Origin of the sequence: Frigidibacter sp. RF13 (assembly GCF_026626305.1) — a bacterium.
Lineage (GTDB): Bacteria > Pseudomonadota > Alphaproteobacteria > Rhodobacterales > Rhodobacteraceae > TMP-24.
Window position 1 is genome coordinate 29,413 of record NZ_JAPNUE010000009.1, and the last position, 20,179, is coordinate 49,591.

The window sequence follows — 20,179 nt, forward strand, 5'->3', positions numbered from 1 at the left end:
CGCCCTTCTTCAGTTCTCGTTGATGTCGTGCTCGATGATCTTCACCCGGTCGCGGGGCAGGCCGAATATTCGGCGCAAGATCAGCCAGGCGGCAAGCGAGGCGATCGCGAAGACCAGAACCATCGGCGACATCCAGTCGCCGAGGACGCCAAGTGCGATGAGAAGGCCGGTGAGGACCGCGCCGATGGCGAAGCCGAGGAGCACATAGCCCGAAACCATGACTTCAAGGATTGCCAGCACGCCGCCCGCCGCAACCCAGACCCACCAATGCTGCCAGATTTCCATCAGCCGCGCCCTTTCAGAAGCTTGAACGCATCGCCGAAAGCCTCAAGCGCCGATGCCGGGACGATGACGGTCTGCGAACCTTGCCCGGCGGCAACGGCGGACAGCGCTTCGACCTGCTTCAGCGCCACCTGATATTGTGCCGCCTCGATGCCGTTTTCCTTGATCGCCTGGGCGACCACGCCGGTTGCATAGGCTTCGGCGTCCGCCGTGATGCGACGGGCCTTGGCGACCTGCTCGGCCGCGTAAAGTTCGGCATCCGCCGACAGTTCCACCGCGCGTTTCTTGCCCTCGGCCTCGGTCACCTGCGCGCGCCGCGCGCGTTCGGCGTTGAGCTGCTGCAGCATGGCAGACCGCGTCGCCTCGTCGAGATTGACGTCGAGGATCTCGACCCGCGTCACCTCGATCCCCCAGTCATCCACCACCTGCGCCAGCGCGTCGCGGATCTTGGCGATCAGGCTCGAACGGTTCGACTGAACGTGATCGAGGTCCATCGTCCCGATCTCGGCCCGGACGATGCCTGCGACGGTGGTCGCGATGGCCGCGTCGACATCGCGGATGCGGTATACGGTCTTTTCCGGCTCGGTGATCCGGTAGAAAACGCTGGTATCGACCGTCACCAGCACGTTGTCTGCAGTGATTGCATCTTGCTTGTGTGTCGGCAGCTGGCGTTCAAGGACCGAGATCTTGTGGCGCACCCGGTCGAGGAAGGGGATGATGAAGTTGATCCCCGGCCCCAGCACGGCGCGCAGCCGCCCGAACCGTTCGACCACGTGCTTTTCCGACTGCGGCACGATGCGCACGCCAAGCCAGATGCAGAGCAGTATGAAAAGCGCCAGCACCAGAAAAACGGCGCTGCCACCGGTAAATTCGTTCCCGTTCATGGGTCCCTCCCATTTGCTTTTTCCCTAAATGGTCGGATTGCAACCCGCGCGCAAGTGGGTTCGGGCAGGTTCCCGCCTCTTTGCCCGCGCGCCGATTTGCGGCGAAAATGCGACGCCTGCCCATTCTGGCGGTATCGTTCCTCCACCCGTTATGCGCGAAATCCCGTAAAGAATCGCAGATTTTGATCAAATTGCGCGAGATGTGGGAATATGATCAAAATCGCCGCACTGTCGCCCGATTCCGACGTACACTTGCCGATGCCGCTACGTAACGCGGGACGCGAAGTAGCCAAACGGGACGGAGCAGATGATAGCAAAAACATTTCAAGGATCATGCCGCAGCCTGCTGATCCTCGCCGCCTGGGGCGCGCTGGCTTCTCATGCCTTCGCACAGGAGGCTTGTAGCACCTATGTCGTGAAAGAAGGCGATACGCTCGGTTCCATCTCGATGTCGGCTTTTGGCAGGCTCGACTATCAGGCGATCTTCAACGCCAATACGGAAGCGCTGCGCGCGAACCCGAATGCGCTTTCCGCCGGGATGGAGCTTGCGATCCCCTGCGGCGACGGGCGGCGGACGGCGGCCGATGCGGTGGCCGAGATCGATGCCAGCGCTTCGAAAGTTGGCTCGGTGTCCAGCGATACCCAAGGCAAGTATCGCGCCAAGGTCCGGTTCGTCACCGGCGGCGACTGGTATCCGTTCGCAGACGAGGGGCTTTCGGGCGGCGGTTTCCTGATCCGGCTTGTCTCGACTGCGATGCAGCGCGCAGGCAACGACCAGCAGTTCTCGATCGAGTGGGTGGACGACTGGGATTCACACCTGACGACCTTGCTGCCGCTCGGCGCTTTCGATGCCTCGGTCGCCTGGTATCAGCCGGACTGCGCCTCACTCGACACCGTGTCGGAGATGACGCGCGATCTGTGCCTGAATTACGATTTCTCGGAATCGCTCTATGATGCGGTCTTCGGCTTCTTTACGAAAAAGGGCAACGCTTACGAGAACGCCAAGACCTTCGCCGACCTCAAGGGCGCGCGCATCTGCAGGCCCGAGGGCTATTCCTTCCACGATCTTGACGCACAAGGGCTGATGGAGCCGGTTGTGACCATCTCGGTCCCTGACTACATGGACGCTTGCGTCAAGGGCATCATGTCGGGCGAGTACGACATATTCTCGGTAGAATCTCAGGCCGCCTATCCGGCACTGAAGGCGGAAGGCGCCGAGGCGGATATCGTCGAGAACCCCAGGATATCCTCGATCCAGGCGATCGCCGTGATGACCTACAAGTCGAACCCCAATTCCAGGCAGTACCTGACCTATCTGAACCGCGGCCTGAACGAGATGCGCGACAGCGGCGAATGGTACGACATCATTTCCAGCTCGCTGCAGGAAGCCAACGAGAAACTGGCCTCCCAGTAAGTGGCCGCCGCCGCGTCGCGCAGGTCGTGGGAACGCCTCAACTTGGAAGCGGTGGGGCGTTTTCGTCTGCGCGCGGGCGCCCTATACTCGCGCCATGCCCGCCCTGTGCCGCGACTGTTTCCATAGGTTCGAAACCGGCAGCCGCTGCCCCGCCTGCCGGTCGCCGCGCATTCTCGCGCACCCGGAGTTATTCGAGCTGTCCATCGCGCATATGGATTGCGACGCCTTCTATGCCTCAGTCGAAAAACGCGACCGGCCGGAACTGCGCGACAAGCCGGTGATCGTGGGCGGCGCGAAGCGCGGCGTCGTTTCCACCTGCTGCTACCTCGCCCGCATCAAGGGCGTGCGGTCCGCCATGCCGATGTTTCAGGCGCTGAAGCTCTGCCCCGAAGCGGTGGTGATCAAGCCACGCGGCGGTCACTATGCCGCCGTCTCGAAGGAGATCCGGGCGCTGATGGAGGCGCTGACACCGCAGATAGAACCCCTGTCGCTTGATGAGGCCTTCCTCGACCTGACCGGTACGGCGCGGCTCCACAAGGCGCCGCCCGCCGTGCTTCTCTGCCGTCTGCTGAAGCGGATGGAGGAGGAGCTGGGCCTTACCGGCTCCGTCGGGCTGTCGCACAACAAGTTTCTGGCGAAAGTCGCTTCCGACCTCGACAAACCGCGCGGTTTTTCGGTGATCGGGCGGGCCGATACAACGGCCTTCCTGAGGGGCAAGCCGGTGCGGATGATCTGGGGCGTGGGCGCGGCATCGCAGGCGATGCTGGAACAGGCGGGGATACGAACCTTCGACGATCTCCTGAGGTGGGACCGGAAGGACCTGGGTCAGAAATTCGGCTCGATCGGCGACCGGCTTTGGCACCTCGCACGCGGAGAGGATCACCGTCGGGTGAACCCGCATGAACCGATGAAGTCGATTTCTGCCGAGACGACCTTCGATGAGGATACGTCTGACCGCGATCTGCTCGACGGCCATATCTGGCGGCTGTCCGAGCGCGTCACGGATCGGGCGAAGGCCAAAGATCTTGCGGGCGTTACCGTCACGCTGAAGCTCAGGCGCACGAATTTCACGCTTCTGACCCGCAGCCACAAACTGCATGAGCCGACCCAAACCGCTGACCGGCTGTATCGCGCGGCGGCGGAACTGATGGCGACCGTGAAGGAGCCTGGACCTTTCCGACTTATCGGCGTTGGCCTGTCGGACATCAGGCCGGGGCGCGAGGCGGACCTATCAGGCGACCTGCTCGACCCCGAGGCCGTGCGGCGTGTGGGTGCCGAGCGCGCCGCCGACCGCATCCGCGCGAAGTTCGGCAAGGATGCGATCGTGAAGGGCCGCGCGCTTCGATAGCACCAGTTTCCCGGCGGCCTCCTCGAGCACTTCGTGCACGCGTCGGAGCCGCAGATCCTGCCTCACTCCGCTGCAAGCTTCTGCGCTTCGCCGCCAATCGCGGCGATATCGCCGAGGACGCGTTGCAGCCGCGCCTTGAAATGGGCGAATTCGCCGTGCGGGGTGATCGTGCGCTCATCCATGTAAAGCCTGCGGTCGATCTCGATCTGCAGGGCGTGCTGGCCGATGCCGGGGCGGCCGTAGGTCTGCACGATATAGGCGCCGGCGAAGGGCGCGTTGCGGGCGACGGTGAAGCCCTGGGCGCGGAAGGCCTCCTCGACCGCATCGGTGATGTCGCCGGCCGCCGAGGCGCCATAGCGGTCGCCGATCACGATCTCGGGCCGGTGGCCGGGCCGGTGGGCCAGCGTCTCCATCGCCTCATGCGGCATCGAATGGACATCGACAAGGATGGCCTGGCCGAAAAGCGCCCGCGATTCGGACAGAAGCGCGCGCAGCCGGTCGTGATAGGGATGCCAGTAGGTCTGGATGCGCTCGCGCGCCTCAGACATCGGGATCTTGCCGCGATAGATCGCACGCCCGCCCGACACGACGCGGGGGATGACCCCGAGCCCGGAGGCGATTCGCGGATTGTGGGCGAAAGAGAGCGCGCTTTCGACCACTGCCGGGTCAAGTTCATCGGCGCCGCGGTTGAGGTCCAGATAGGCACGGGGCGCCATGCCTGTCAGCAAAGGCGCGCCGAGTTCTGTCACGCCGCCAAGCAGCAGATCGACAAAGGCATCTTCGGACGAACGGATCGCGCGCTGATCCAGAACCGAGGCCGTGAGAAACGCCTCCGGATAGGCGCGGCCGGAATGGGGCGAGGCGAAAACCACGCTGGTCCGGCGGTCTTCCGGCAGGTGAAGTTCATAGGCAATCGTTGGTGCGGGCACGCGTGTCATGAGTCAACCATAGCGCCAAAAACTTAAGCGCCAAACCCTCTTGCAAGCCCGGACGAGACTTTATATAGACCCCGGGACCGACGCGGTTCCGCCCGCGTCCTTATTGTTTGGAATGGGCGGAATTGTTGACGGCGGGCGCGTAGCTCAGCGGTAGAGCACTACGTTGACATCGTAGGGGTCACAAGTTCGATCCTTGTCGCGCCCACCATTCACCGCCCTTCGGGGCAAGTCATGCAGCGCCGACTTGGCCTGCGAAGGAGAGAACGATGAAGGTTGCGAACTCGCTCCGCTCGCTCAAGACGCGTCACCGCGATTGCCAGATCGTGCGCCGCAAGGGCCGGGTCTATGTGATCAACAAGACGCAGAAGCGCTACAAGGCCCGTCAGGGCTGAGCGTTTCAAGCGCGAGGAATTCAAAGGCCGCCCGTGGGACACCCGGGCGGCTTTTTCGTATCTGGTACGCTTTCGTCAGCGAAACGGACAGGGCGCGGAAAAGGTGATGCCCTTTCCGGTCTCGGGATGGCGGAAGCGCAGAGATTCGGCGTGAAGCATCAGGCGTGGGAAGTCGCGCGCCGCGCCCTCGGCATAGAGCGGATCGCCAAGGATCGGATGGCCGAGCGCCTGCATATGAACACGCAGCTGATGGCTGCGGCCAGTCAGCGGATAGAGCCTCACCCGCGTCGTGCCGTCCGGATCATGACCAAGGACGCGCCAGTCGGTCTGGGCAGGCTTGCCGGTCTCGTGGTTCACATGCTGGCGCGGCCGGTTCGGCCAGTCGACGATCAGGGGCAGGTCGACGCGCCCTTCCTTGGGGTCGAGATGCCCCCAGAGGCGCGCGCGATAGACCTTCTTGGTCTGCCGCCCTTCGAACTGCGCACCAAGTTCGCGCTGCGCATGCCGGGTCAGGGCGAAGACCATCACGCCTGATGTATCCAGATCGAGCCGGTGAACGAGCAGCGCCTCTGGGTAGAGCTTCAGCACCCGCGCGATCGTGCAATCGGTCAGATGCTCGCCCTTGCCGGGAACAGAGAGCAGGCCCGCGGGCTTGTCGACGAGAAGGACGGCGTGATCGGCATGGATCACACGGACAGGCTCGTCGGGCGGGGCGTAGGTGAAGTCGGACATGGACGCGGCCTTAGCACGCACAAAAGCTGCCGCAAACAGCGCATCTTGTCGTGTTTCCCCCTGTCCTGGGCGGAAGGCTGGGTCAAGCTGGACGAAGCCTGTCGCCTGAGCTGAAGGAATACCATCCATGCAAGAGCAGCGCCGCCCGAACATCATCCTCGTCCTCGTCGATGATATGGGCTTTGCCGACCTCGGGCATATGGGGTCAGAGATACGGACGCCGAACATCGACAGCCTGGCTCGGAACGGGCTTCTTCTGTCATCGATGTACAATTGCGCCCGTTGCTGCCCGACACGCGCCTCGCTCCTGACCGGGCTTTATCCGCACAATGCGGGCATTGGCCATATGGGCGCAAACCTCGGGACGCCTGCCTATCAGGGCTACTTGCGCAATGATGCTGCGACGATAGCCGAACTGATGCGCGATGGCGGCTACCGGACTCTGATGAGCGGCAAGTGGCATGTGGGCGGTGATTTCTGGGCGCGCCTCACTGACACATGGCGGGTGGGCGATGTCGACCGCCCCACTCCGCGCCAGCGCGGCTTCGACCGGTTCTATGGGATCATCGACGGCGTGACCCATTTCTTTTCGCCGCATTATATCATGGAAGATGACGCGCGCGTCGATGTCTCGCCGACGGATTTCTATTTCACCGACGCGATCACCGACAAGGCAATCGGCATGATCGAGGAAAGCGTGGCGCTGGATCAGCCGTTCTTCCTTTACCTCGCCCATGCCGCGCCGCACTGGCCGTTGCATGCGCACGAGGAAGACATTGCCAAGTATGACGGCACCTACCAGAGGGGCTGGGACAAAATCCGCACCGGACGGCATGAAGAGATGTTGGGCCGCGGGGTTCTGCAGCATAATTGGGCCATCTCGCCGCGCGACGAGGGCGCGCCCGAATGGAACGACGTGCTGGAAAAGGATTGGGAGGCCAGCCGCATGGCCGTCTATGCGGCGATGGTCGACCGGATGGACCAGTCGATCGGTCGGGTGCTGGAGGCACTGAAGCGGCTGGGCCAGTACGAGGACACGCTGATCCTGTTCCTCTCAGACAATGGCGGCTGCGCGGAGTTCATGGCCGAGGACGGCTGGGCCAAGTTCATGCCCGACATCCACAACGACGGCCGCAAGATCGAGATGGGGAATCGGCCCAGCCTGCGCCCGGGCGGTGCGCTTACCTACATGAGTTACGACCTGCCCTGGGCCAATGTCTCGAACGCGCCCTTCCGGCTCTTCAAGCACTGGGTGCACGAGGGCGGGATTTCGACTCCGCTGATTGCCCACTGGCCGAACCGCATCAAGGCGCCGCGCACTGTGCATGCGCCCGCCCATGTGATCGACCTTCTGCCGACGATCCTTGAGGCCGGCGGGGTCATGTACCCGGACGAATTCGGCGGTCAGGCGATCCAGAAGCTGGACGGCGAAAGCCTCGTGGCGCTGATCGACGGCAAGGACTGGTCACGCGAGCAGCCGCTTTACTGGGAGCACGAGGGCAATGCCGCGATCCGGGCGGGGAACTTCAAGCTGGTGCGCAAGTTCAATCAGCCGTGGGAGCTTTACGACATGGAAAGCGACCGAACCGAGCTGAACGATCTGATGGGTCGTAACGAGCCCCTGACCCGGCGCCTGACGACGGATTACGAGGCCTGGGCCGAGAAGACCGGGGTCATGGACTGGAATATCGCGCTGCCGAAGCTTCTGTCGATCTGGCAGATGGAGGATGCGCACGGCTGATGGGCGGTTCCCGTCAGTCCGGCCAGGGGACGACCTCAAGTTCCGGCCAGAGCGACTTTTGCCGCGCGGCCTTCGCCTCGTGCGTCGCGCGGTTCGGAAGGCAGGGGTTGGGGGTCAGCCGGAAGGCGAAAATATCGCCGAGGCCATGGGGGGCGTGGAGTGTCAGGTTGCCATCAGCCTCCAGCCTGAGGCCGACGCAGTGGGTAAGGCATGCGAACTGTTCGATGGCGGTGCGGCTGTCGGGCAGGGGCGCGCGCTTCTGACCGAAATGCGACTCGTACCAAAGATGCACGCGTGCCTGGTTGCGCAGTTCGACCGGCGGTTCCGGCGGAAACAGCGCTGCAGCGCGGCGGATTTCGCGGTCTTCCGCCTCGTAGCTGGTATCGGGGTCGAAATAGAAGAGGTCGATATCCTTGACCCCGTGCATCTCGGGCCGCCCGGTCAGATGGTTCCAGACCTGATTGTAGATCGCGCCCGAGACAAGCCAGCTGTCCGGCAGGTCAAGCGCCCGAAGGCCTTGCAGCGTCCGCATCAGCACCGGGCTTTCGCGGACGATATGGAACAGGGCGGCACGTTGTTCCTCGTAACGCCACGCCGCGAACCGAAGGTGGTCCGGCGGCATCAAACTATCCGGTGGCCTTCGGCAGTTAGTCGCCGGGCGATTTCCGCGATATGGGCGGGCGTCGTCTCGCAGCATCCGCCGATGATCGTCGCGCCCATCGTCACCCACAGATGCGCGAACTCGGCATAGCGGGCGGGCGTCATCTCGGGTCGGGCGCTCAAGAGGTCGACGGTCGGATTGTCCTTGAGGAAGTCCTTGGTGATCTGCTGGAAACCATTGGCGTAGGCGCCAAAAGGCAGGCGGAAGCCCTTGAAGATATTGAGAGCCGCCGCCATCGCCTCGGGCGCCGAACAATTGGCAAGCACCGCCGCAATTTCATGGTCGCGAAGGATCGGAGCGAGGTCCGCGACCTTTTCGCCCGAGCGCAGGCGTGTGCCATCCTCGTCATCCACGGTGACCGATAGCCAGAGCGGCTTTCCCGCGCCTGAGGCGCCTTCGGCCACTGCGCGGGCCGATGCCAGCGAGGGCACGGTTTCGGCAATCAGCACATCCACATACGGCGCCATCAGCTCTGCCGCCTCGCGGTAGCGTGCGACGGCGACCTCGTGCGGGGGCAGGACGTCGGAGCGGTACGACGCGACAAGCGGGCCGAGCGACCCAGCGATCCGGCCGCGCCCATGGGCGGCGCGGGCCTCGGTCGCCTCGGTCAAGGCCTGCGCCATCAGTGCTTCGAACCGGTCCTCGATCTTGAACGTCCTTAGCCGTTCGCGCTCGATCGCATAGGTGTTGGCGGTGGCAACGGTGGATCCCGCAGCGAAATAGTCTGCGTGGATGGCACCGACGAGCCCCGGATGGTCGATCATCACCTGTGTGGCCCAAAGCGGCGTCGGCGGATCGCCGGACCGGGCGATCAGTTCCTGCCCCATGCCGCCGTCGAGAAGCGTGATCTCTTCCATGAAAACCTCAATTGGTGCGAAGAAGGCGGATGGCGAGCAGGGCCAAAAGCCCCGCCGCCACCCGGTTGAGAAGATGCAACCGCGCGGCCAAGGCGGCGCGGAACAGGCCGGCCGCCGCCCCGTAAAGCGCGGTGACAATCGTGCCGGTCAGCGTGAAGAACGCACCCAGGATCGCTATCTGCTGCCAGACTGGCCCGCGCGCCGGATCGGTAAACTGCGGCAGGAAGGCGAGGATGAAGAGCGCGACCTTGGGATTGAAGGCATTGACGAGAAAGCCACGCCAGAGGGCGCGGGCGGGTGTGATCGCTTCTGGCTGCGGCAGGCGCGCATCACCGGCCCGCCAGCTCGACCAGGCGAGCCACAGAAGATAGGCCGCGCCGCCCCAACGGAGCGCGGTGAGCGCCGCAGGCACAGCGGCGAGGAGCGCTGAAAGGCCGAGCGTGGCAAGCCCGACATGCCAGAGGCCGCCGAGCCCGACGCCAAGCCCCGCCGCCGCCCCCGCACGCGGCCCGCCTGAAAGTCCGGAGGCGGTCGCAAACATCACATCGGCGCCGGGCGTGAGGTTGAGGATCAGCCCCGCCATCAGGAAGATGGCAAGGTCATGCGCCGGGATCAGGCTGAAAAGCGCGTCGGTCATGTCGCGACCATCCACGGACGGCGCGGCTTTGACAAGGCTCGACGCATGCGGAACAAAGGGGCAGGAGGCGCCATGGATTTCGAAACGATCAGTCCCGAGGATTTCGGCCGTTCGCTCAAAGGCATCGGGCTCAACCTGCTGGTGCGGGACGTAAGGGCCGAGGCCGCGTTCCTGACCCGGCTTTTCGGCATGGGCGCGCACCGGCTGTCGAAGGATTTCGCCATCATGTCCTATGGCGATCAGCTCTTTCAGCTCCATGCCGACCCGACGTACGGATCAAACCCGCTCCTGTCGCTGTTGCCCGAAGCAGGCGCGCGCGGCGCGGGTATCGAAATTCGGCTTTACGACAGCGACCCGGACGTGGTGGCGGCTCTGGCGGCGGCGGACAAGGACGCAACCATCCTACAGCCGCCGACCGACAAACCACACGGGTTGCGCGAATGCTATGTCCTTTGCCCGAACGGCTACGCCTGGGTGGCAAGCCGAAGGACTTGAGACCGCACATACGCGTTTGATCGCGCCGACTTTCGGGCTATGGGAATGTCTCGTCTGGCATGGTGCGCGGGCGGGGAAAACCTGAGCGGATTAAGAGGCGAGACGCAGTTCCTGCGGTGCGCCTTGGTGGGCCTCCTCGGCCTTTCCCGTAAGCGCACGAATCTCCTGCGCGATACAGTTCTCCCCGTTCCGCGCCAGATCGCTCGCGATGGCCAGCATGGCCCGCACGTTGTCGGTCCCGGCGCTGCACGGAGACTTCTTCAGGAAAGGAAAACCAAGCTTGCGGACGAGCAGCCCGGCGACGGCATAGCTCGCGCCCTGGCGGGCGACACTGCATAGAATGATCTTCTCCAGGTCGGTCCTGTTCACCGTGGCAACGTCGACCTGCGCAACGTAGCGACGCCGAAAATCGACCATGTCAGGATCATTGACGCTGATCAGCTCGTCGAAAACCCTGCGAAGCTCGTGATCCGGGAGGCTGGACAGGAGGTTCGGAAGGTCCGCCATTTCGGTCGCGGCGGCGTGGGAGTAGCCATTTTGCATGACCCATCGCGTCAGCCCCATCTCTCCCCGCCGGACGGTCAGGTCTTTATCGGAGGTCAGTTTGAGGTTCCGCCAGAACTGCATGAAACTCGCATCTCTCAGGATCTTTGCCGAGAATCCGAGTGCGAAGGAGGCATAGTGGAAGTGTCGCCGGCTCTTGTCGATCCGCCAGTCGATCTTCCTGAAATCTTCAGGCTCCCGTTTTGGAACCGCCCATGCCCATATCGACGCCCAGAAATCCTTGCCGGACCGCTCCATCCGCGCCAGCCAATCGTAAGAGCCCGGCAGGGGAAACCAGACAGAATCGTTCAAGAGCACCAGGTGGTTCAACTCATTTACCTTGTCCTTGAGGAAAAGGACGCCGTCACGATAGCCACCAAAATCGTAGCCGAAATTCGGCCTCTCCATTACCACATGCGATTTATCGGCAAGGGCTTTGCGCGCTTCTGCCGCCAAGGGCATGTTGGAAATGACGACCGGCGCATACCCTGATGCGACGAGGTACTCCAGCGCAAGGAAATGCGATGCGTAAACACCTTCCCGAGGATAGATGAGGTAGATGGCGCATTTGTCGCGTAGTTCAATCCGGCCCGGGGTCATCCGTGTCCTGAAGGATTTCGTCAGGTCAAAGTGAAGCTGCACAAGGGTGGACTCAATGATACGATAGGGCAGATTGCTCAGCTGAAGGCCAATTCGACGAACCTCACGCCGTGCCTTCCGTCCGAAGGTCGGGAGATTCACGCTACTGAACATTTTTGTCTGCACCTAGGTAGCCGGAAAAGATTCCGCGCACGAAACCGAACCGCTTGTGGATTTGTCTTCGGGACAAGAAGTTCCAGGGAAGCGCCATCTGCGCGACGCCTGCCATCGCCGCAGTGATCCCTCCCCACCTGAGCCCATGCTTGCGAGCGGCATAAACGCGGGATCGGCCCATGTGCCAGGCCTTGAACGCTGCCATTTCTGCGCTGCGCGGGCTTGAACCACCACCTGCGTGGCGAACCGCCGCCGAACGAATGAACATGAGAGGTCCGCGCTCGGCGCGCAGCCGCAGGCTCAGGTCATCGTCTTCGTGGTAAAGGAATATCTTCGGGTCGAAACCGCCGACCGCCTCGAAGTCGGCGCGGCGCACCATAAGCGCGGCACCCGACAGCACGGTTACCTCGCGGTCAGCCTCTGGCCAACCGCGCGGCATGCGTTCGCGGCGTGGCAGCAGCACGCTCCGCCGCTTGAAATAGGGCCGTCCGTCTGCCTCGAGGATGCGCGGGTTCAAAGCCGACGCGCGAGGGAAGCGATCCATCGCTTCTTCCACCGCCGCGATGCATCCGGGCTCCAGAGCGGCGTCAGGATTCAGAAACATCACGAATTCTGTATTCGCCTCTGAAGCGCCGATGTTGCAGGCAACGCCGAAGCCCCGATTGTCGGGGTTCCGGATGACGCGTGCCCCGACAGGGCTTGCATATCGCTCGACCCCCTCCGGATCAGCTGACGCATTATCGACCAGGACCACAGGCATGCCAACAGGAACCGACGCCAGCATCGCTGGCAGAACGGCAAGGCTGTTATGGCAAACCGAGACGATCGTTGTGCGGCAGGGTTCAGGCATGATGCAAACATAGTGCAGATCACGCCATTTTACACCCCCGGTTGTCGCTTTCGCGGCGAGGCAACTCCCTGATAGGCGGGTTTTTTCTCACGCAGGCGGATTTGACGCTCCATACTGCGATTGTAGGAGCTGATATGCGAAAGGCGCGCGCGGATGACCTTATCGCTTTTGCTGGCCGAGTCGCGCGAGGTGCGGCGCGACATCGCGCAGCCCTTGAGCGAGCCCAAAGGTCGGTGCATAGCCAAATCGGTCGGCAGCCCGCTGCGCCGGGCATCGCCCCGCCGCGACCATCAGTTCGTATAGATGGGCGTCGGGGCGCATTTCGCCGCTTCGCTTCAGGCGGCGTTTGGTTGCCCGTACCAGCGCCTCGAAGCGATCGCGACCGATCAGGCGGCGGCCGAGGGCCGAAATTCGGGCGGCGGCGGAGGGTGCGTGGTCGGGCTCGGGTACCGCGCCATGCGGGACGGCGGGTCTGAGGCTCTCGGCCGGGGCGAAGCGGATTTCTCCACGACCGAGAAGCTTGCGGTAGCCATCCAGAAGGGCGGACCAGAGGAAGGGTTCGGGCCCGTTGATGATGAAGCGCTCGTGCCCGAGGTCGCGCAGGGCGGCCACCCGCAGGCAGGCCTGTACCACATCATCGACATAGACACCCTGGCACAGGCCTTCGGGCTCCGGCAGTACCACCGCGCCTGCAAGCAGCGCCTCGGCAAAGCCGTCGGTCCAGAGGCTCGATCCCGGTCCCCAGACGATAGTCGGCTGGAGGATCGCAACCGGCAGGGGCGACCCCAACAGGCGCCGCTCCATCGCCACCTTTGCCTGCCGGTAGGGACTGCCGCCCGGCCGGTCCATCGGGGATGATTCCGTCAGGGTGCCACCCGGCCAGTCGTCATAGACGACGATGGAACTGGTATGGACGATCCGCGCGCGGCCCTCGGCTTCAGCGGAGGCGAGCAGTGTTTCAAGCGCCGCGACATTCGCCGCGCCGGTATCGCGGAAATCGTAGGCGAGGTTGAAGATCACCTCCTGCCCAGCAACCGCCGCGCGCGCCGCACCCGGATCGCCCATCGCGCCTGTGAGGCAGCGCACCTTCTGTCCCCGGAACGGCGCGGCCGAATGCCGGGTGCGGCCAAGCGCGGTCACTTCGGCGCCCGCCGCGACAAGCGCGGCAACCAGCGGGCGCCCGATGAAGCCCGATGCCCCGGTTACCAGCACCTTCCGGCCCTTCAGCGCGCTTTCGAACCCTGCCATCTTCCCCGCCCTTTCCGCTTTCCCCGACCCTAGCCCGCACCGTTTCCCAAAGGAACACCTGAGGCGCCCGGGACTGGCCCGAATCCGCTGCCCGTGATAGCCGCGCGACAAACGGATTGTTTCGAAGTCATTGATGACGTTTGCTGGACGCACCGGGAACCGGGCGCGCGGTGCGGCGGCAGGGAAGGGGCGGAATGCGGATCGGGATCATCGGGGCGGCAGGCAAGATCGGCAGGATGCGGGTGGCGACAGTCCGGGCGCACCCCGAGACCGAGCTGGTGGCTCTCATGGACCTCGACCCCGAAAAGGCCCGCGCGCTTGCGGGCGGCGCGGCGGTCCACTCCGATCTTCAGCGGTTCCTCGATGAGAAGATGGATGCCGTCATCATCTCGACCCCCGCCCATGTTCGCGAACCCCTGTGCCTTGCCGCCTTCGAACGCGGCCTGCATGTGCTTTCCGAAAAGCCGCTGCACCACACGGTCGAGGGCAGCCGCCGGATCGTCGCGGCGGCCAAGGCAGCGGGGCGGGTGCTGGGGGCTGGGTTCAACATGCGCTATTATCCAGCCTTCGCCCATGTGAAGGACGTGATGGACAGCGGCCGGATCGGCGAGATCGACCACATCCGCATCTATGGTGGGCACGAAGGCCTGCCGAAATTCGCTTATGACTGGGAATATAAGGCCGAAATCTCGGGCGGCGGGGCGCTTTGGGATGTGGGTATCCACATGTCGGACATGGCCCGTCACCTGATGGGCGAGATCACCGAGGTATACGGCGTGGCGACCGAAAAGGTCTGGAAGGTGCCGGGGTCTGAAGACAATGCGATGGCGATTTTCAAGGCGCCATCGGGCCTTGCCGCCACATATCAGGCGACCTGGACCGACTGGAAAGGCTATCGCAGCGCGGTCGAGGTCTATGGCAGCCACGGCATGGTGATGGGTGCCTATGCGCCGATGGAGACGCTGACGATCACCATGGACCGGCCCGGCGGCGCAATGAGGCGCGAGAGGAACCGGTTCTGGGGCACGAAACTGACCGAGAAGCTGAAAAGCTGGAAGGTGACGGCGGAAGCCTCCTTCGCGGCGGAACTGGCGGATTTCGTGCGGCTGACGCGTGGGGAAGGCGGATTGCGCATCGCCGATGGGCACGCCGCGCTGCGGTCGGTCGAGATTGCCGCCGCCGTGCCGGAAAGCACGCGGACCGGTCTGCCTGTGAGGCTGGACTATCTCGGGCCGATGCGGGTCTGAACCGGCCGGGACTTTGGATTGAGCCATAGCCAATGCTATGACGATGATGTTTGAGGGAATGATTTGCGCGAAAGTCTTGAGGTGAAAGAAAGTCCGCTTCTATCGATCGTTGTCACCATCGTCGATGGCGGCCCCTACCTGCGGGAGTTCCTGAAGGCCACGCAGCGCTTCAGCACGCCGCCGCGGCTTGAGCTGATCGTGCCCTATGACGCGACCGTGGCTGATGTGGCGGCCTATGCGGCGGAATTTCCGCATGTGGCCTTCCTCGATCTGGGCACAATCACGCCCATCTACCCGATCACCACCGAGGCGGGTCAGCACGAGCTTTTTGACCGCCGCCGCGCGGCGGGGCTGGCGGCGGCGACCGGCGATATCATCGCCATTCTCGAAGATCGCGGCCATCCCGCGCCGGATTGGGCCGCAACGGTGGTGCGGCTGCACCGCGAGACGGGCAAGAATGTCATCGGCGGCGCCATCGACTGCAAGGAACCGACAAGCCTTCTGAACTGGGCCTTCTGGGTCACCGATTTCGGCCGCTACGGCCGCCCGTTCGACACCGGCTCGGCGACCTGGGTATCAGACGTCAACGTCACCTATTCCCGCAAGGCGCTGGAGGCGACGCGGCATCTCTGGCGCGAACGGTTCCATGAGCCGGTGGTGAACTGGCACCTGATCTCGCTCGGCGAAGAACTGCTTCTGTCGAACGAGCTTGTGGTCGAACATGTGCGCCCGCCCGCGACCCTTGCCCGGCTCTTGCCGGAACGGTTCCATTGGGGGCGGCTTTTCGGCTGGATCAGGGCCAAGCATTTTACCCCCAGCCAGCGGTTCTTCTATATCGCGCTCTCGCCGCTCATCCCCGTCAGCCTCTGGCTGCGACACGGGCTGACGCAGGCGCGCAAGGGCAGGGGTGGGCGCTATCTGCTCGCGCTGCCTTACGTGATCATCCTCACCATCGCCTGGACCCTGGGCGAGGTCTGGGGCTATGTGACGCGGCGGCCATGAGGGGGCGGCCATGACAGAGACTGCCGATTTCGACGTCATCGTCATCGGCTCTGGCGCCGCCGGGGGCTGGGTGGCGAAGGAATGCGCCGAGCGTGGGCTCTCCACGCTGATCCTCGAAGCCGGTCGAAAGCTTGATCCGGCGAAGGACTTTCCGCCGCAGTCGCATGAGGAAGGGTCGCGCGTTTCCGTGCTGACGCGGGTCATGTCGATCCTGAAAGGGCAGGCCGTGCAGGCACGCTGCATGTCCTTCACGCCACAGACCTCGCATCTCTTCATCAACGACCGGCAGAACCCCTATTCGACCGGGCCGGGCGCGCGCTTCAACTGGTACCGGGCGCGGCAGGTCGGCGGGCGGTTGCACTTGTGGGGGCGGAATGCGCTGCGCATCTCGGACCTCGATCTGCATATGGCCGAACGCGACGGCTTCGGCGATGGCTGGCCGGTCAGCTATGCCGACCTTGATCCCTGGTATGGTCGCGTCGAGCAATTTCTGGGCGTAACGGGCGAGGCGGCGGGGATCGATAACCTGCCCGACGGGCAGTACAGTCACCCCCATCCCCTGACGCAGGCGGAACGGCGGCTTCTGGCCGAGATGAAGGAAAAATGGCCCGACCGGCCCGCCACCACCTGCCGGATCATCCATCACATGGCCGGGCGCGAAGTCCCGACGCTGAAGGCGGCGCTGGCCACGGGGCGGGCGGAACTGCGCCCCGATGCCATTGCCGCGCGGGTCGAGACCGATCCGGCGACAGGTCTTGCGACCGGCGTCACCTATATCGACGCCCGGACCAAGGCACGGGTGACGGTCACGGCGCGGGCGGTCGCTGTCTGCGCCTCGACCATCGAAAGCGTGCGGCTGTTGCAGATGTCGTCGGGCGAGCGACACGGGGCAGGGCTCGGCAATTCCTCGGGCAATCTCGGGCGTTATCTGTCCGATCATCTGATGGTGTTCCGCGCGGGCACCTTGGCGCAGGTCGAAGGCATGGGCGCGGGCCACGACCCCTATGATTTCGGCCAGCAGTCGGGGATCTATATCCCCTCGTTCCGGAACCGCGCCGGACCGGAGGGCCTGCCCTTCCTGCGCGGCTATTCGCTTCTGGGCTCGGTCGGGCGCTTGTCGCCCGGCTGGTTCTTCATGGCGATCGGCGAGGTGTTGCCGCGCGCCGACAACCGGGTGGAGCTGGACTGGGGTAAGACGGATGCTTGGGGCCTGCCGGTGGCGAAGGTGACGCTGACCCATTCAGACAATGAAAGAGCGATGGTTGCCGACATGCAGGCGGTGCTGAAGGACCTCTCAGCCACCTTCGGGCTGCCCGACGATCTGCTGGGGCGAGAAAGCCTAATCTCGAAACTGGTCTACAAGATCGCGGGGCCTCTGGTCTACACCCCCGAGGGCGCGCTGATCCCGGGTTCGTCGATCCACGAAACCGGTGGGGCCTGCATGGGCGACGACTCCAGGCGCCATGTCACCGATGCGCGCAACCGCCTGCATGATTGCCCGAATGTCTGGGTGACCGACAGCGCGTCCTTCCCGACCAATCCTTTCCACAATCCCGGCCTGACCATCATGGCCCTGTCGGCGCGGGCGGGCGCCGATATTGCGGCAAGCCTCGGAGGGCAATCATGAAACATCCCTGGCGCAGGCTCCTCGTTGCCTTCGGTCTCGTCGCGGCGCTTCTTTACGGCCTGGCGCTTTCAGCGCTTTCCGATCTCGACCGGATCGTCGAGGCGGGCGAGGTAGAGACATCGGCCGACGATCCGTTGCCGGGGTGGAAAAGCTGGCCCTTGTTCCTTGTCTCGCAGCTTTTGCCCTTGCGCCAGCCGGGCGCCGCGACGGTATCGCCGGGCGAGATGGTCCGCGATTGCCCCGATTGCCCGGAGCTGGTGAAGATCCCCGCCGGTTACTATCTGATCGGCTCGCCGCTGATCGAAAATGGGCGGCACCAGCATTTCTTCGGCCGCTATCCTGTGCGGGCGCAGTTCAGGTTCCTTAACCGCGAAGGCCCGCGCAGGCTCGTCCATATCGGCCGTGGCTTTGCGATGTCGAAACATGAGGTGACGTTTGCGGACTGGGAAAGGGCACAGGCCGATCCAGATTGGGAGAAGATCACCGGGCGCCCGGCGCGGGTGATCGCCTTCGGCGAGGCTGACTATCTGACCCGGCCCGTCACGCAGATCGATCAGAACGATGCCCATGCCTATGCCGCCTGGCTGTCCGCGAAGACCGGACAGAGCTACCGTCTGCCGTCGGAGGCCGAATGGGAATATGCAGCCCGTGCGGGCACCGCGACCGCCTATTACTGGGGCAATGCGATGGAGCCCGGCCGCGCCGCCTGTTTCGGCTGCGGCGGCGTCTGGGATGAGTGGCGCGTGGGGCCGGTCGGCCTTGAACCGCCGAACGGCTTTGGCCTTTACGATATGGCGGGCAATGGCTGGGAATGGACGGAAGATTGCTTCACCCCTTCCCATCCCGCCTCGATCACCGACGGGTCTGCCTACAAGGGCGGGGATTGCGAGCTTGCGGTCTTCAAGGGCGGCGCGACCTTCAGTCCCGACTGGCAAGTGCGATCCGCCATGCGCGTGGGACCGCATCCTTACAACAACGGAGAGGGCTCGACCATTCGGCTGCTCAGGGAGCTGCCGTGAGGGCGGAGCGAGAGGGCTGCCTGCCCTCTCGCGCTCTCCCGTAGGTATTTGGGCCAAGATGAAGGGAGGGATGCAGATTCGGGCGCGGGTCAGGCGCGACCGAATTCATCCTCGATCCGCTCGATATCGTCCTCTTCCAGATAGGCGCCCGTCTGGACCTCGATGATCTCGACCGGGATCTTGCCGGGGTTGGCCAGCCGGTGGATGGCACCGATCGGGATATAGGCGCTTTCGTTCTCATGGAGGACGCGGACGGTGCCGTCGACCGTCACTTCGGCGGTGCCGCGCACCACGACCCAATGTTCGCTGCGGTGGTGGTGGCGCTGCAGCGACAGTTTCGCGCCGGGTCGCACCTGTATGCGTTTCACCCGGAACCGGTCGCCGAGGTCGGTGGTCTGGTACCAGCCCCAGGGCCGGTGGGTGCGGATATGTTCGCTCGCTGCCGGGTTGCCCGCGGCTTTCAGCGCCTCGACCAGGCCCTTCACCTCCTGCGCCGCGTCGCGATGGGCGACGAGCACCGCATCAGGGGTTTCGACAATGGTCAGATCCTCGACACCGAGCGTGCAGACCGTGCGGCTTTCGGCGCGGACAAGCGTGTTTTTCGTGCTTTTCGCAACCACATCGCCGCGGAGCGCATTGCCGTCGGCGTCACGGGCGGCGGTCTTCCAGAGCGCATTCCAGTCGCCCACGTCCGACCAGCTGAAGGTCGCAGGCACGACGAAAGCCTCGCGGGTTTTTTCCATGAATGCATGGTCGAAGGAGATCTGGCGGACGTCCGAGAAGGCCGCACCGGGGATCAGCATGCCGAGATCGCGGCTCGTGCGCCGCACCGCTTCCTCCATCAGCGAGACATCGCCGGGATAGAGTTTCGCCAGGGCGTCGATCAGCCAACCGGCGCGAAAGACGAAAAGGCCCGCGTTCCACAGGCAGCCTTCGGCAATGAGTTTCGCCGCACCGGCTTCGTCGGGTTTTTCGACAAAACGCTCGACGGCGAAGAGGCCGGGCGCGGTCTCGGCGCCAGGTCGGATATAGCCATAACCGGTCGCGGGTTCGGTGGGCTGGACGCCGATCACGACGACCCCGCCCGAGGCTGCGCGGGCGGCTGCGGCGCGCACCGCGTCGCAAAAGGTGGCTTCGCCGCTGATCAGGTGATCCGACGGCATCACCGCGAGGATCGCGTCGGGATCGTCTGACGCAGCCAGCGTCGCCGCAAGAAGGACCGCGGCGAACGTATCGCGCCGGGCGGGCTCCAGCACTAGTGTGGTCGCGGGGGCGACCGCCTCGATTTGGTCCTTCAGGATGAAGCGCACCGGATGGGCGCCGATCACCATGGCCGGTCCAAACCCTTGGGCACCGGTCACGCGCTGGAGCGTCGCCTGCAACATGGTTCGGTCGCCCGCCAGCGGCAGGAGCTGCTTTGCCATCCCCTCTCGCGAGACGGGCCAGAGGCGCGTACCCGTGCCTCCCGAAAGGATCACGGGTCTGATCGCCGGGGTCATGTCAGCGTCC

The 20,179-nt window shown here is 64.3% G+C and carries 20 protein-coding genes and 1 tRNA gene; 10 read left to right on the forward strand and 11 right to left on the reverse strand.

The features are described from left to right. Nucleotides 1-9: 9 nt before the first annotated feature. Both OU426_RS15025 and OU426_RS15030 read right to left on the reverse strand, forming a co-directional pair. Entirely contained in the window at nucleotides 10-285 is a 276-nt protein-coding gene (locus OU426_RS15025; protein WP_267634861.1) for an NfeD family protein, read from the reverse strand. Further along, nucleotides 285-1,166, reverse strand: a complete 882-nt coding sequence (locus tag OU426_RS15030) for an SPFH domain-containing protein (protein WP_267634862.1) — start codon at nucleotides 1,164-1,166, stop codon at nucleotides 285-287. The genes OU426_RS15025 and OU426_RS15030 overlap by 1 nt, the downstream gene beginning before the upstream one ends. Before the next feature lie 307 nt (nucleotides 1,167-1,473). On the opposite strand from OU426_RS15030, the gene OU426_RS15035 reads away from it, so the two are divergent. Together OU426_RS15035 and OU426_RS15040 are read left to right on the forward strand one after the other, a co-directional pair. Then, on the forward strand, nucleotides 1,474-2,580 hold the full coding sequence (locus OU426_RS15035; protein ID WP_267634863.1) for a LysM peptidoglycan-binding domain-containing protein: 1,107 nt from the start codon (nucleotides 1,474-1,476) through the stop codon (nucleotides 2,578-2,580). A 94-nt stretch (nucleotides 2,581-2,674) separates the two neighbouring features. Next, nucleotides 2,675-3,928, forward strand: coding sequence for a DNA polymerase IV (locus tag OU426_RS15040; protein WP_267634864.1), 1,254 nt, complete (start codon nucleotides 2,675-2,677; stop codon nucleotides 3,926-3,928). A gap of 62 nt (nucleotides 3,929-3,990) precedes the next feature. On the opposite strand, the gene OU426_RS15045 is transcribed toward OU426_RS15040, so the two are convergent. Next, the gene (locus tag OU426_RS15045) at nucleotides 3,991-4,866 is read right to left on the reverse strand and encodes an N-formylglutamate amidohydrolase (RefSeq protein WP_267634865.1); all 876 of its coding nucleotides are present in this window, start codon (nucleotides 4,864-4,866) and stop codon (nucleotides 3,991-3,993) included. Between the two features lie 133 nt (nucleotides 4,867-4,999). Here OU426_RS15045 and OU426_RS15050 point away from each other — a divergent pair. Beyond that, nucleotides 5,000-5,074: transfer RNA gene (locus OU426_RS15050), tRNA-Val, on the forward strand. A gap of 58 nt (nucleotides 5,075-5,132) precedes the next feature. Continuing rightward, nucleotides 5,133-5,258, forward strand: a complete 126-nt coding sequence (gene ykgO / locus OU426_RS15055; protein ID WP_100196728.1) for a type B 50S ribosomal protein L36 — start codon at nucleotides 5,133-5,135, stop codon at nucleotides 5,256-5,258. A 75-nt stretch (nucleotides 5,259-5,333) separates the two neighbouring features. Here the strand turns inward: ykgO and OU426_RS15060 are convergent, their stop codons facing one another. Continuing rightward, nucleotides 5,334-5,990, reverse strand: coding sequence for an RluA family pseudouridine synthase (locus OU426_RS15060; RefSeq protein ID WP_267634867.1), 657 nt, complete (start codon nucleotides 5,988-5,990; stop codon nucleotides 5,334-5,336). Nucleotides 5,991-6,117: 127 nt separating this feature from the next. Here OU426_RS15060 and OU426_RS15065 point away from each other — a divergent pair, with 127 nt between their 5' ends. Then, nucleotides 6,118-7,731, forward strand: coding sequence for an arylsulfatase (locus tag OU426_RS15065; RefSeq protein WP_267634868.1), 1,614 nt, complete (start codon nucleotides 6,118-6,120; stop codon nucleotides 7,729-7,731). A gap of 13 nt (nucleotides 7,732-7,744) precedes the next feature. Here the strand turns inward: OU426_RS15065 and OU426_RS15070 are convergent, their stop codons facing one another. Genes OU426_RS15070 through OU426_RS15080 form a run of 3 tightly spaced genes read right to left on the reverse strand, consistent with a single transcriptional unit; the run spans nucleotide 7,745 to nucleotide 9,886 of the window. Beyond that, on the reverse strand, nucleotides 7,745-8,353 hold the full coding sequence (locus tag OU426_RS15070; protein ID WP_267634869.1) for a nucleotidyltransferase family protein: 609 nt from the start codon (nucleotides 8,351-8,353) through the stop codon (nucleotides 7,745-7,747). After that, nucleotides 8,353-9,249, reverse strand: a complete 897-nt coding sequence (locus OU426_RS15075; RefSeq protein WP_267634870.1) for a homocysteine S-methyltransferase family protein — start codon at nucleotides 9,247-9,249, stop codon at nucleotides 8,353-8,355. Before OU426_RS15075 ends, OU426_RS15070 begins: the two co-directional genes overlap by 1 nt. 7 nt (nucleotides 9,250-9,256) lie before the next feature. Next, on the reverse strand, nucleotides 9,257-9,886 hold the full coding sequence (locus OU426_RS15080) for a LysE family translocator (RefSeq protein WP_267634871.1): 630 nt from the start codon (nucleotides 9,884-9,886) through the stop codon (nucleotides 9,257-9,259). A gap of 72 nt (nucleotides 9,887-9,958) precedes the next feature. Here OU426_RS15080 and OU426_RS15085 point away from each other — a divergent pair, with 72 nt between their 5' ends. Then, nucleotides 9,959-10,381 (forward strand): VOC family protein, encoded by a 423-nt coding sequence (locus OU426_RS15085; RefSeq protein WP_267634872.1) that lies wholly within the window; start codon nucleotides 9,959-9,961, stop codon nucleotides 10,379-10,381. A 90-nt stretch (nucleotides 10,382-10,471) separates the two neighbouring features. Here the strand turns inward: OU426_RS15085 and OU426_RS15090 are convergent, their stop codons facing one another. From OU426_RS15090 to OU426_RS15100, 3 genes are all read right to left on the reverse strand, one after another. Further along, on the reverse strand, nucleotides 10,472-11,677 hold the full coding sequence (locus OU426_RS15090; protein ID WP_267634873.1) for a rhamnan synthesis F family protein: 1,206 nt from the start codon (nucleotides 11,675-11,677) through the stop codon (nucleotides 10,472-10,474). Beyond that, complete coding sequence (locus OU426_RS15095) at nucleotides 11,667-12,527, reverse strand: glycosyltransferase family 2 protein (protein WP_267634874.1); 861 nt, start codon at nucleotides 12,525-12,527, stop codon at nucleotides 11,667-11,669. Before OU426_RS15095 ends, OU426_RS15090 begins: the two co-directional genes overlap by 11 nt. A 159-nt stretch (nucleotides 12,528-12,686) precedes the next feature. Beyond that, nucleotides 12,687-13,775, reverse strand: a complete 1,089-nt coding sequence (locus OU426_RS15100) for an NAD-dependent epimerase/dehydratase family protein (protein ID WP_267634875.1) — start codon at nucleotides 13,773-13,775, stop codon at nucleotides 12,687-12,689. 194 nt (nucleotides 13,776-13,969) lie between these two features. Between OU426_RS15100 and OU426_RS15105 the strand changes: the two genes are divergently transcribed. From OU426_RS15105 to OU426_RS15120, 4 genes are all read left to right on the forward strand, one after another. Then, entirely contained in the window at nucleotides 13,970-15,022 is a 1,053-nt protein-coding gene (locus OU426_RS15105) for a Gfo/Idh/MocA family protein (RefSeq protein WP_267634876.1), read from the forward strand. Nucleotides 15,023-15,085: 63 nt separating this feature from the next. After that, complete coding sequence (locus OU426_RS15110; RefSeq protein ID WP_267634877.1) at nucleotides 15,086-16,024, forward strand: glycosyltransferase; 939 nt, start codon at nucleotides 15,086-15,088, stop codon at nucleotides 16,022-16,024. 10 nt (nucleotides 16,025-16,034) lie between these two features. Beyond that, on the forward strand, nucleotides 16,035-17,651 hold the full coding sequence (locus OU426_RS15115; RefSeq protein ID WP_267634879.1) for a GMC oxidoreductase: 1,617 nt from the start codon (nucleotides 16,035-16,037) through the stop codon (nucleotides 17,649-17,651). Beyond that, nucleotides 17,648-18,670 carry a formylglycine-generating enzyme family protein gene (locus OU426_RS15120; protein WP_267634880.1) on the forward strand — a complete coding sequence of 341 codons (1,023 nt, stop codon included), beginning with the start codon at nucleotides 17,648-17,650 and terminating at the stop codon, nucleotides 18,668-18,670. The genes OU426_RS15115 and OU426_RS15120 overlap by 4 nt, the downstream gene beginning before the upstream one ends. Nucleotides 18,671-18,759: 89 nt before the next feature. Here OU426_RS15120 and OU426_RS15125 read toward each other — a convergent pair whose 3' ends face one another. Further along, nucleotides 18,760-20,169 (reverse strand): mannose-1-phosphate guanylyltransferase/mannose-6-phosphate isomerase, encoded by a 1,410-nt coding sequence (locus OU426_RS15125; protein ID WP_267634881.1) that lies wholly within the window; start codon nucleotides 20,167-20,169, stop codon nucleotides 18,760-18,762. Between the last annotated feature and the right edge of the window lie 10 nt (nucleotides 20,170-20,179).

What these genes read in the sequence shown, in the direction of transcription:
- OU426_RS15025 (WP_267634861.1), bottom strand. Translation starts at nt 285, where the DNA reads ATGGAAATCTGGCAGCATTGGTGGGTCTGGGTTGCGGCGGGCGGCGTG.
- OU426_RS15030 (WP_267634862.1), bottom strand. Translation starts at nt 1,166, where the DNA reads ATGAACGGGAACGAATTTACCGGTGGCAGCGCCGTTTTTCTGGTGCTG.
- OU426_RS15035 (WP_267634863.1), top strand. Translation starts at nt 1,474, where the DNA reads ATGATAGCAAAAACATTTCAAGGATCATGCCGCAGCCTGCTGATCCTC.
- OU426_RS15040 (WP_267634864.1), top strand. Translation starts at nt 2,675, where the DNA reads ATGCCCGCCCTGTGCCGCGACTGTTTCCATAGGTTCGAAACCGGCAGC.
- OU426_RS15045 (WP_267634865.1), bottom strand. Translation starts at nt 4,866, where the DNA reads ATGACACGCGTGCCCGCACCAACGATTGCCTATGAACTTCACCTGCCG.
- ykgO (WP_100196728.1), top strand. Translation starts at nt 5,133, where the DNA reads ATGAAGGTTGCGAACTCGCTCCGCTCGCTCAAGACGCGTCACCGCGAT.
- OU426_RS15060 (WP_267634867.1), bottom strand. Translation starts at nt 5,990, where the DNA reads ATGTCCGACTTCACCTACGCCCCGCCCGACGAGCCTGTCCGTGTGATC.
- OU426_RS15065 (WP_267634868.1), top strand. Translation starts at nt 6,118, where the DNA reads ATGCAAGAGCAGCGCCGCCCGAACATCATCCTCGTCCTCGTCGATGAT.
- OU426_RS15070 (WP_267634869.1), bottom strand. Translation starts at nt 8,353, where the DNA reads ATGCCGCCGGACCACCTTCGGTTCGCGGCGTGGCGTTACGAGGAACAA.
- OU426_RS15075 (WP_267634870.1), bottom strand. Translation starts at nt 9,249, where the DNA reads ATGGAAGAGATCACGCTTCTCGACGGCGGCATGGGGCAGGAACTGATC.
- OU426_RS15080 (WP_267634871.1), bottom strand. Translation starts at nt 9,886, where the DNA reads ATGACCGACGCGCTTTTCAGCCTGATCCCGGCGCATGACCTTGCCATC.
- OU426_RS15085 (WP_267634872.1), top strand. Translation starts at nt 9,959, where the DNA reads ATGGATTTCGAAACGATCAGTCCCGAGGATTTCGGCCGTTCGCTCAAA.
- OU426_RS15090 (WP_267634873.1), bottom strand. Translation starts at nt 11,677, where the DNA reads ATGTTCAGTAGCGTGAATCTCCCGACCTTCGGACGGAAGGCACGGCGT.
- OU426_RS15095 (WP_267634874.1), bottom strand. Translation starts at nt 12,527, where the DNA reads ATGCCTGAACCCTGCCGCACAACGATCGTCTCGGTTTGCCATAACAGC.
- OU426_RS15100 (WP_267634875.1), bottom strand. Translation starts at nt 13,775, where the DNA reads ATGGCAGGGTTCGAAAGCGCGCTGAAGGGCCGGAAGGTGCTGGTAACC.
- OU426_RS15105 (WP_267634876.1), top strand. Translation starts at nt 13,970, where the DNA reads ATGCGGATCGGGATCATCGGGGCGGCAGGCAAGATCGGCAGGATGCGG.
- OU426_RS15115 (WP_267634879.1), top strand. Translation starts at nt 16,035, where the DNA reads ATGACAGAGACTGCCGATTTCGACGTCATCGTCATCGGCTCTGGCGCC.
- OU426_RS15120 (WP_267634880.1), top strand. Translation starts at nt 17,648, where the DNA reads ATGAAACATCCCTGGCGCAGGCTCCTCGTTGCCTTCGGTCTCGTCGCG.
- OU426_RS15125 (WP_267634881.1), bottom strand. Translation starts at nt 20,169, where the DNA reads ATGACCCCGGCGATCAGACCCGTGATCCTTTCGGGAGGCACGGGTACG.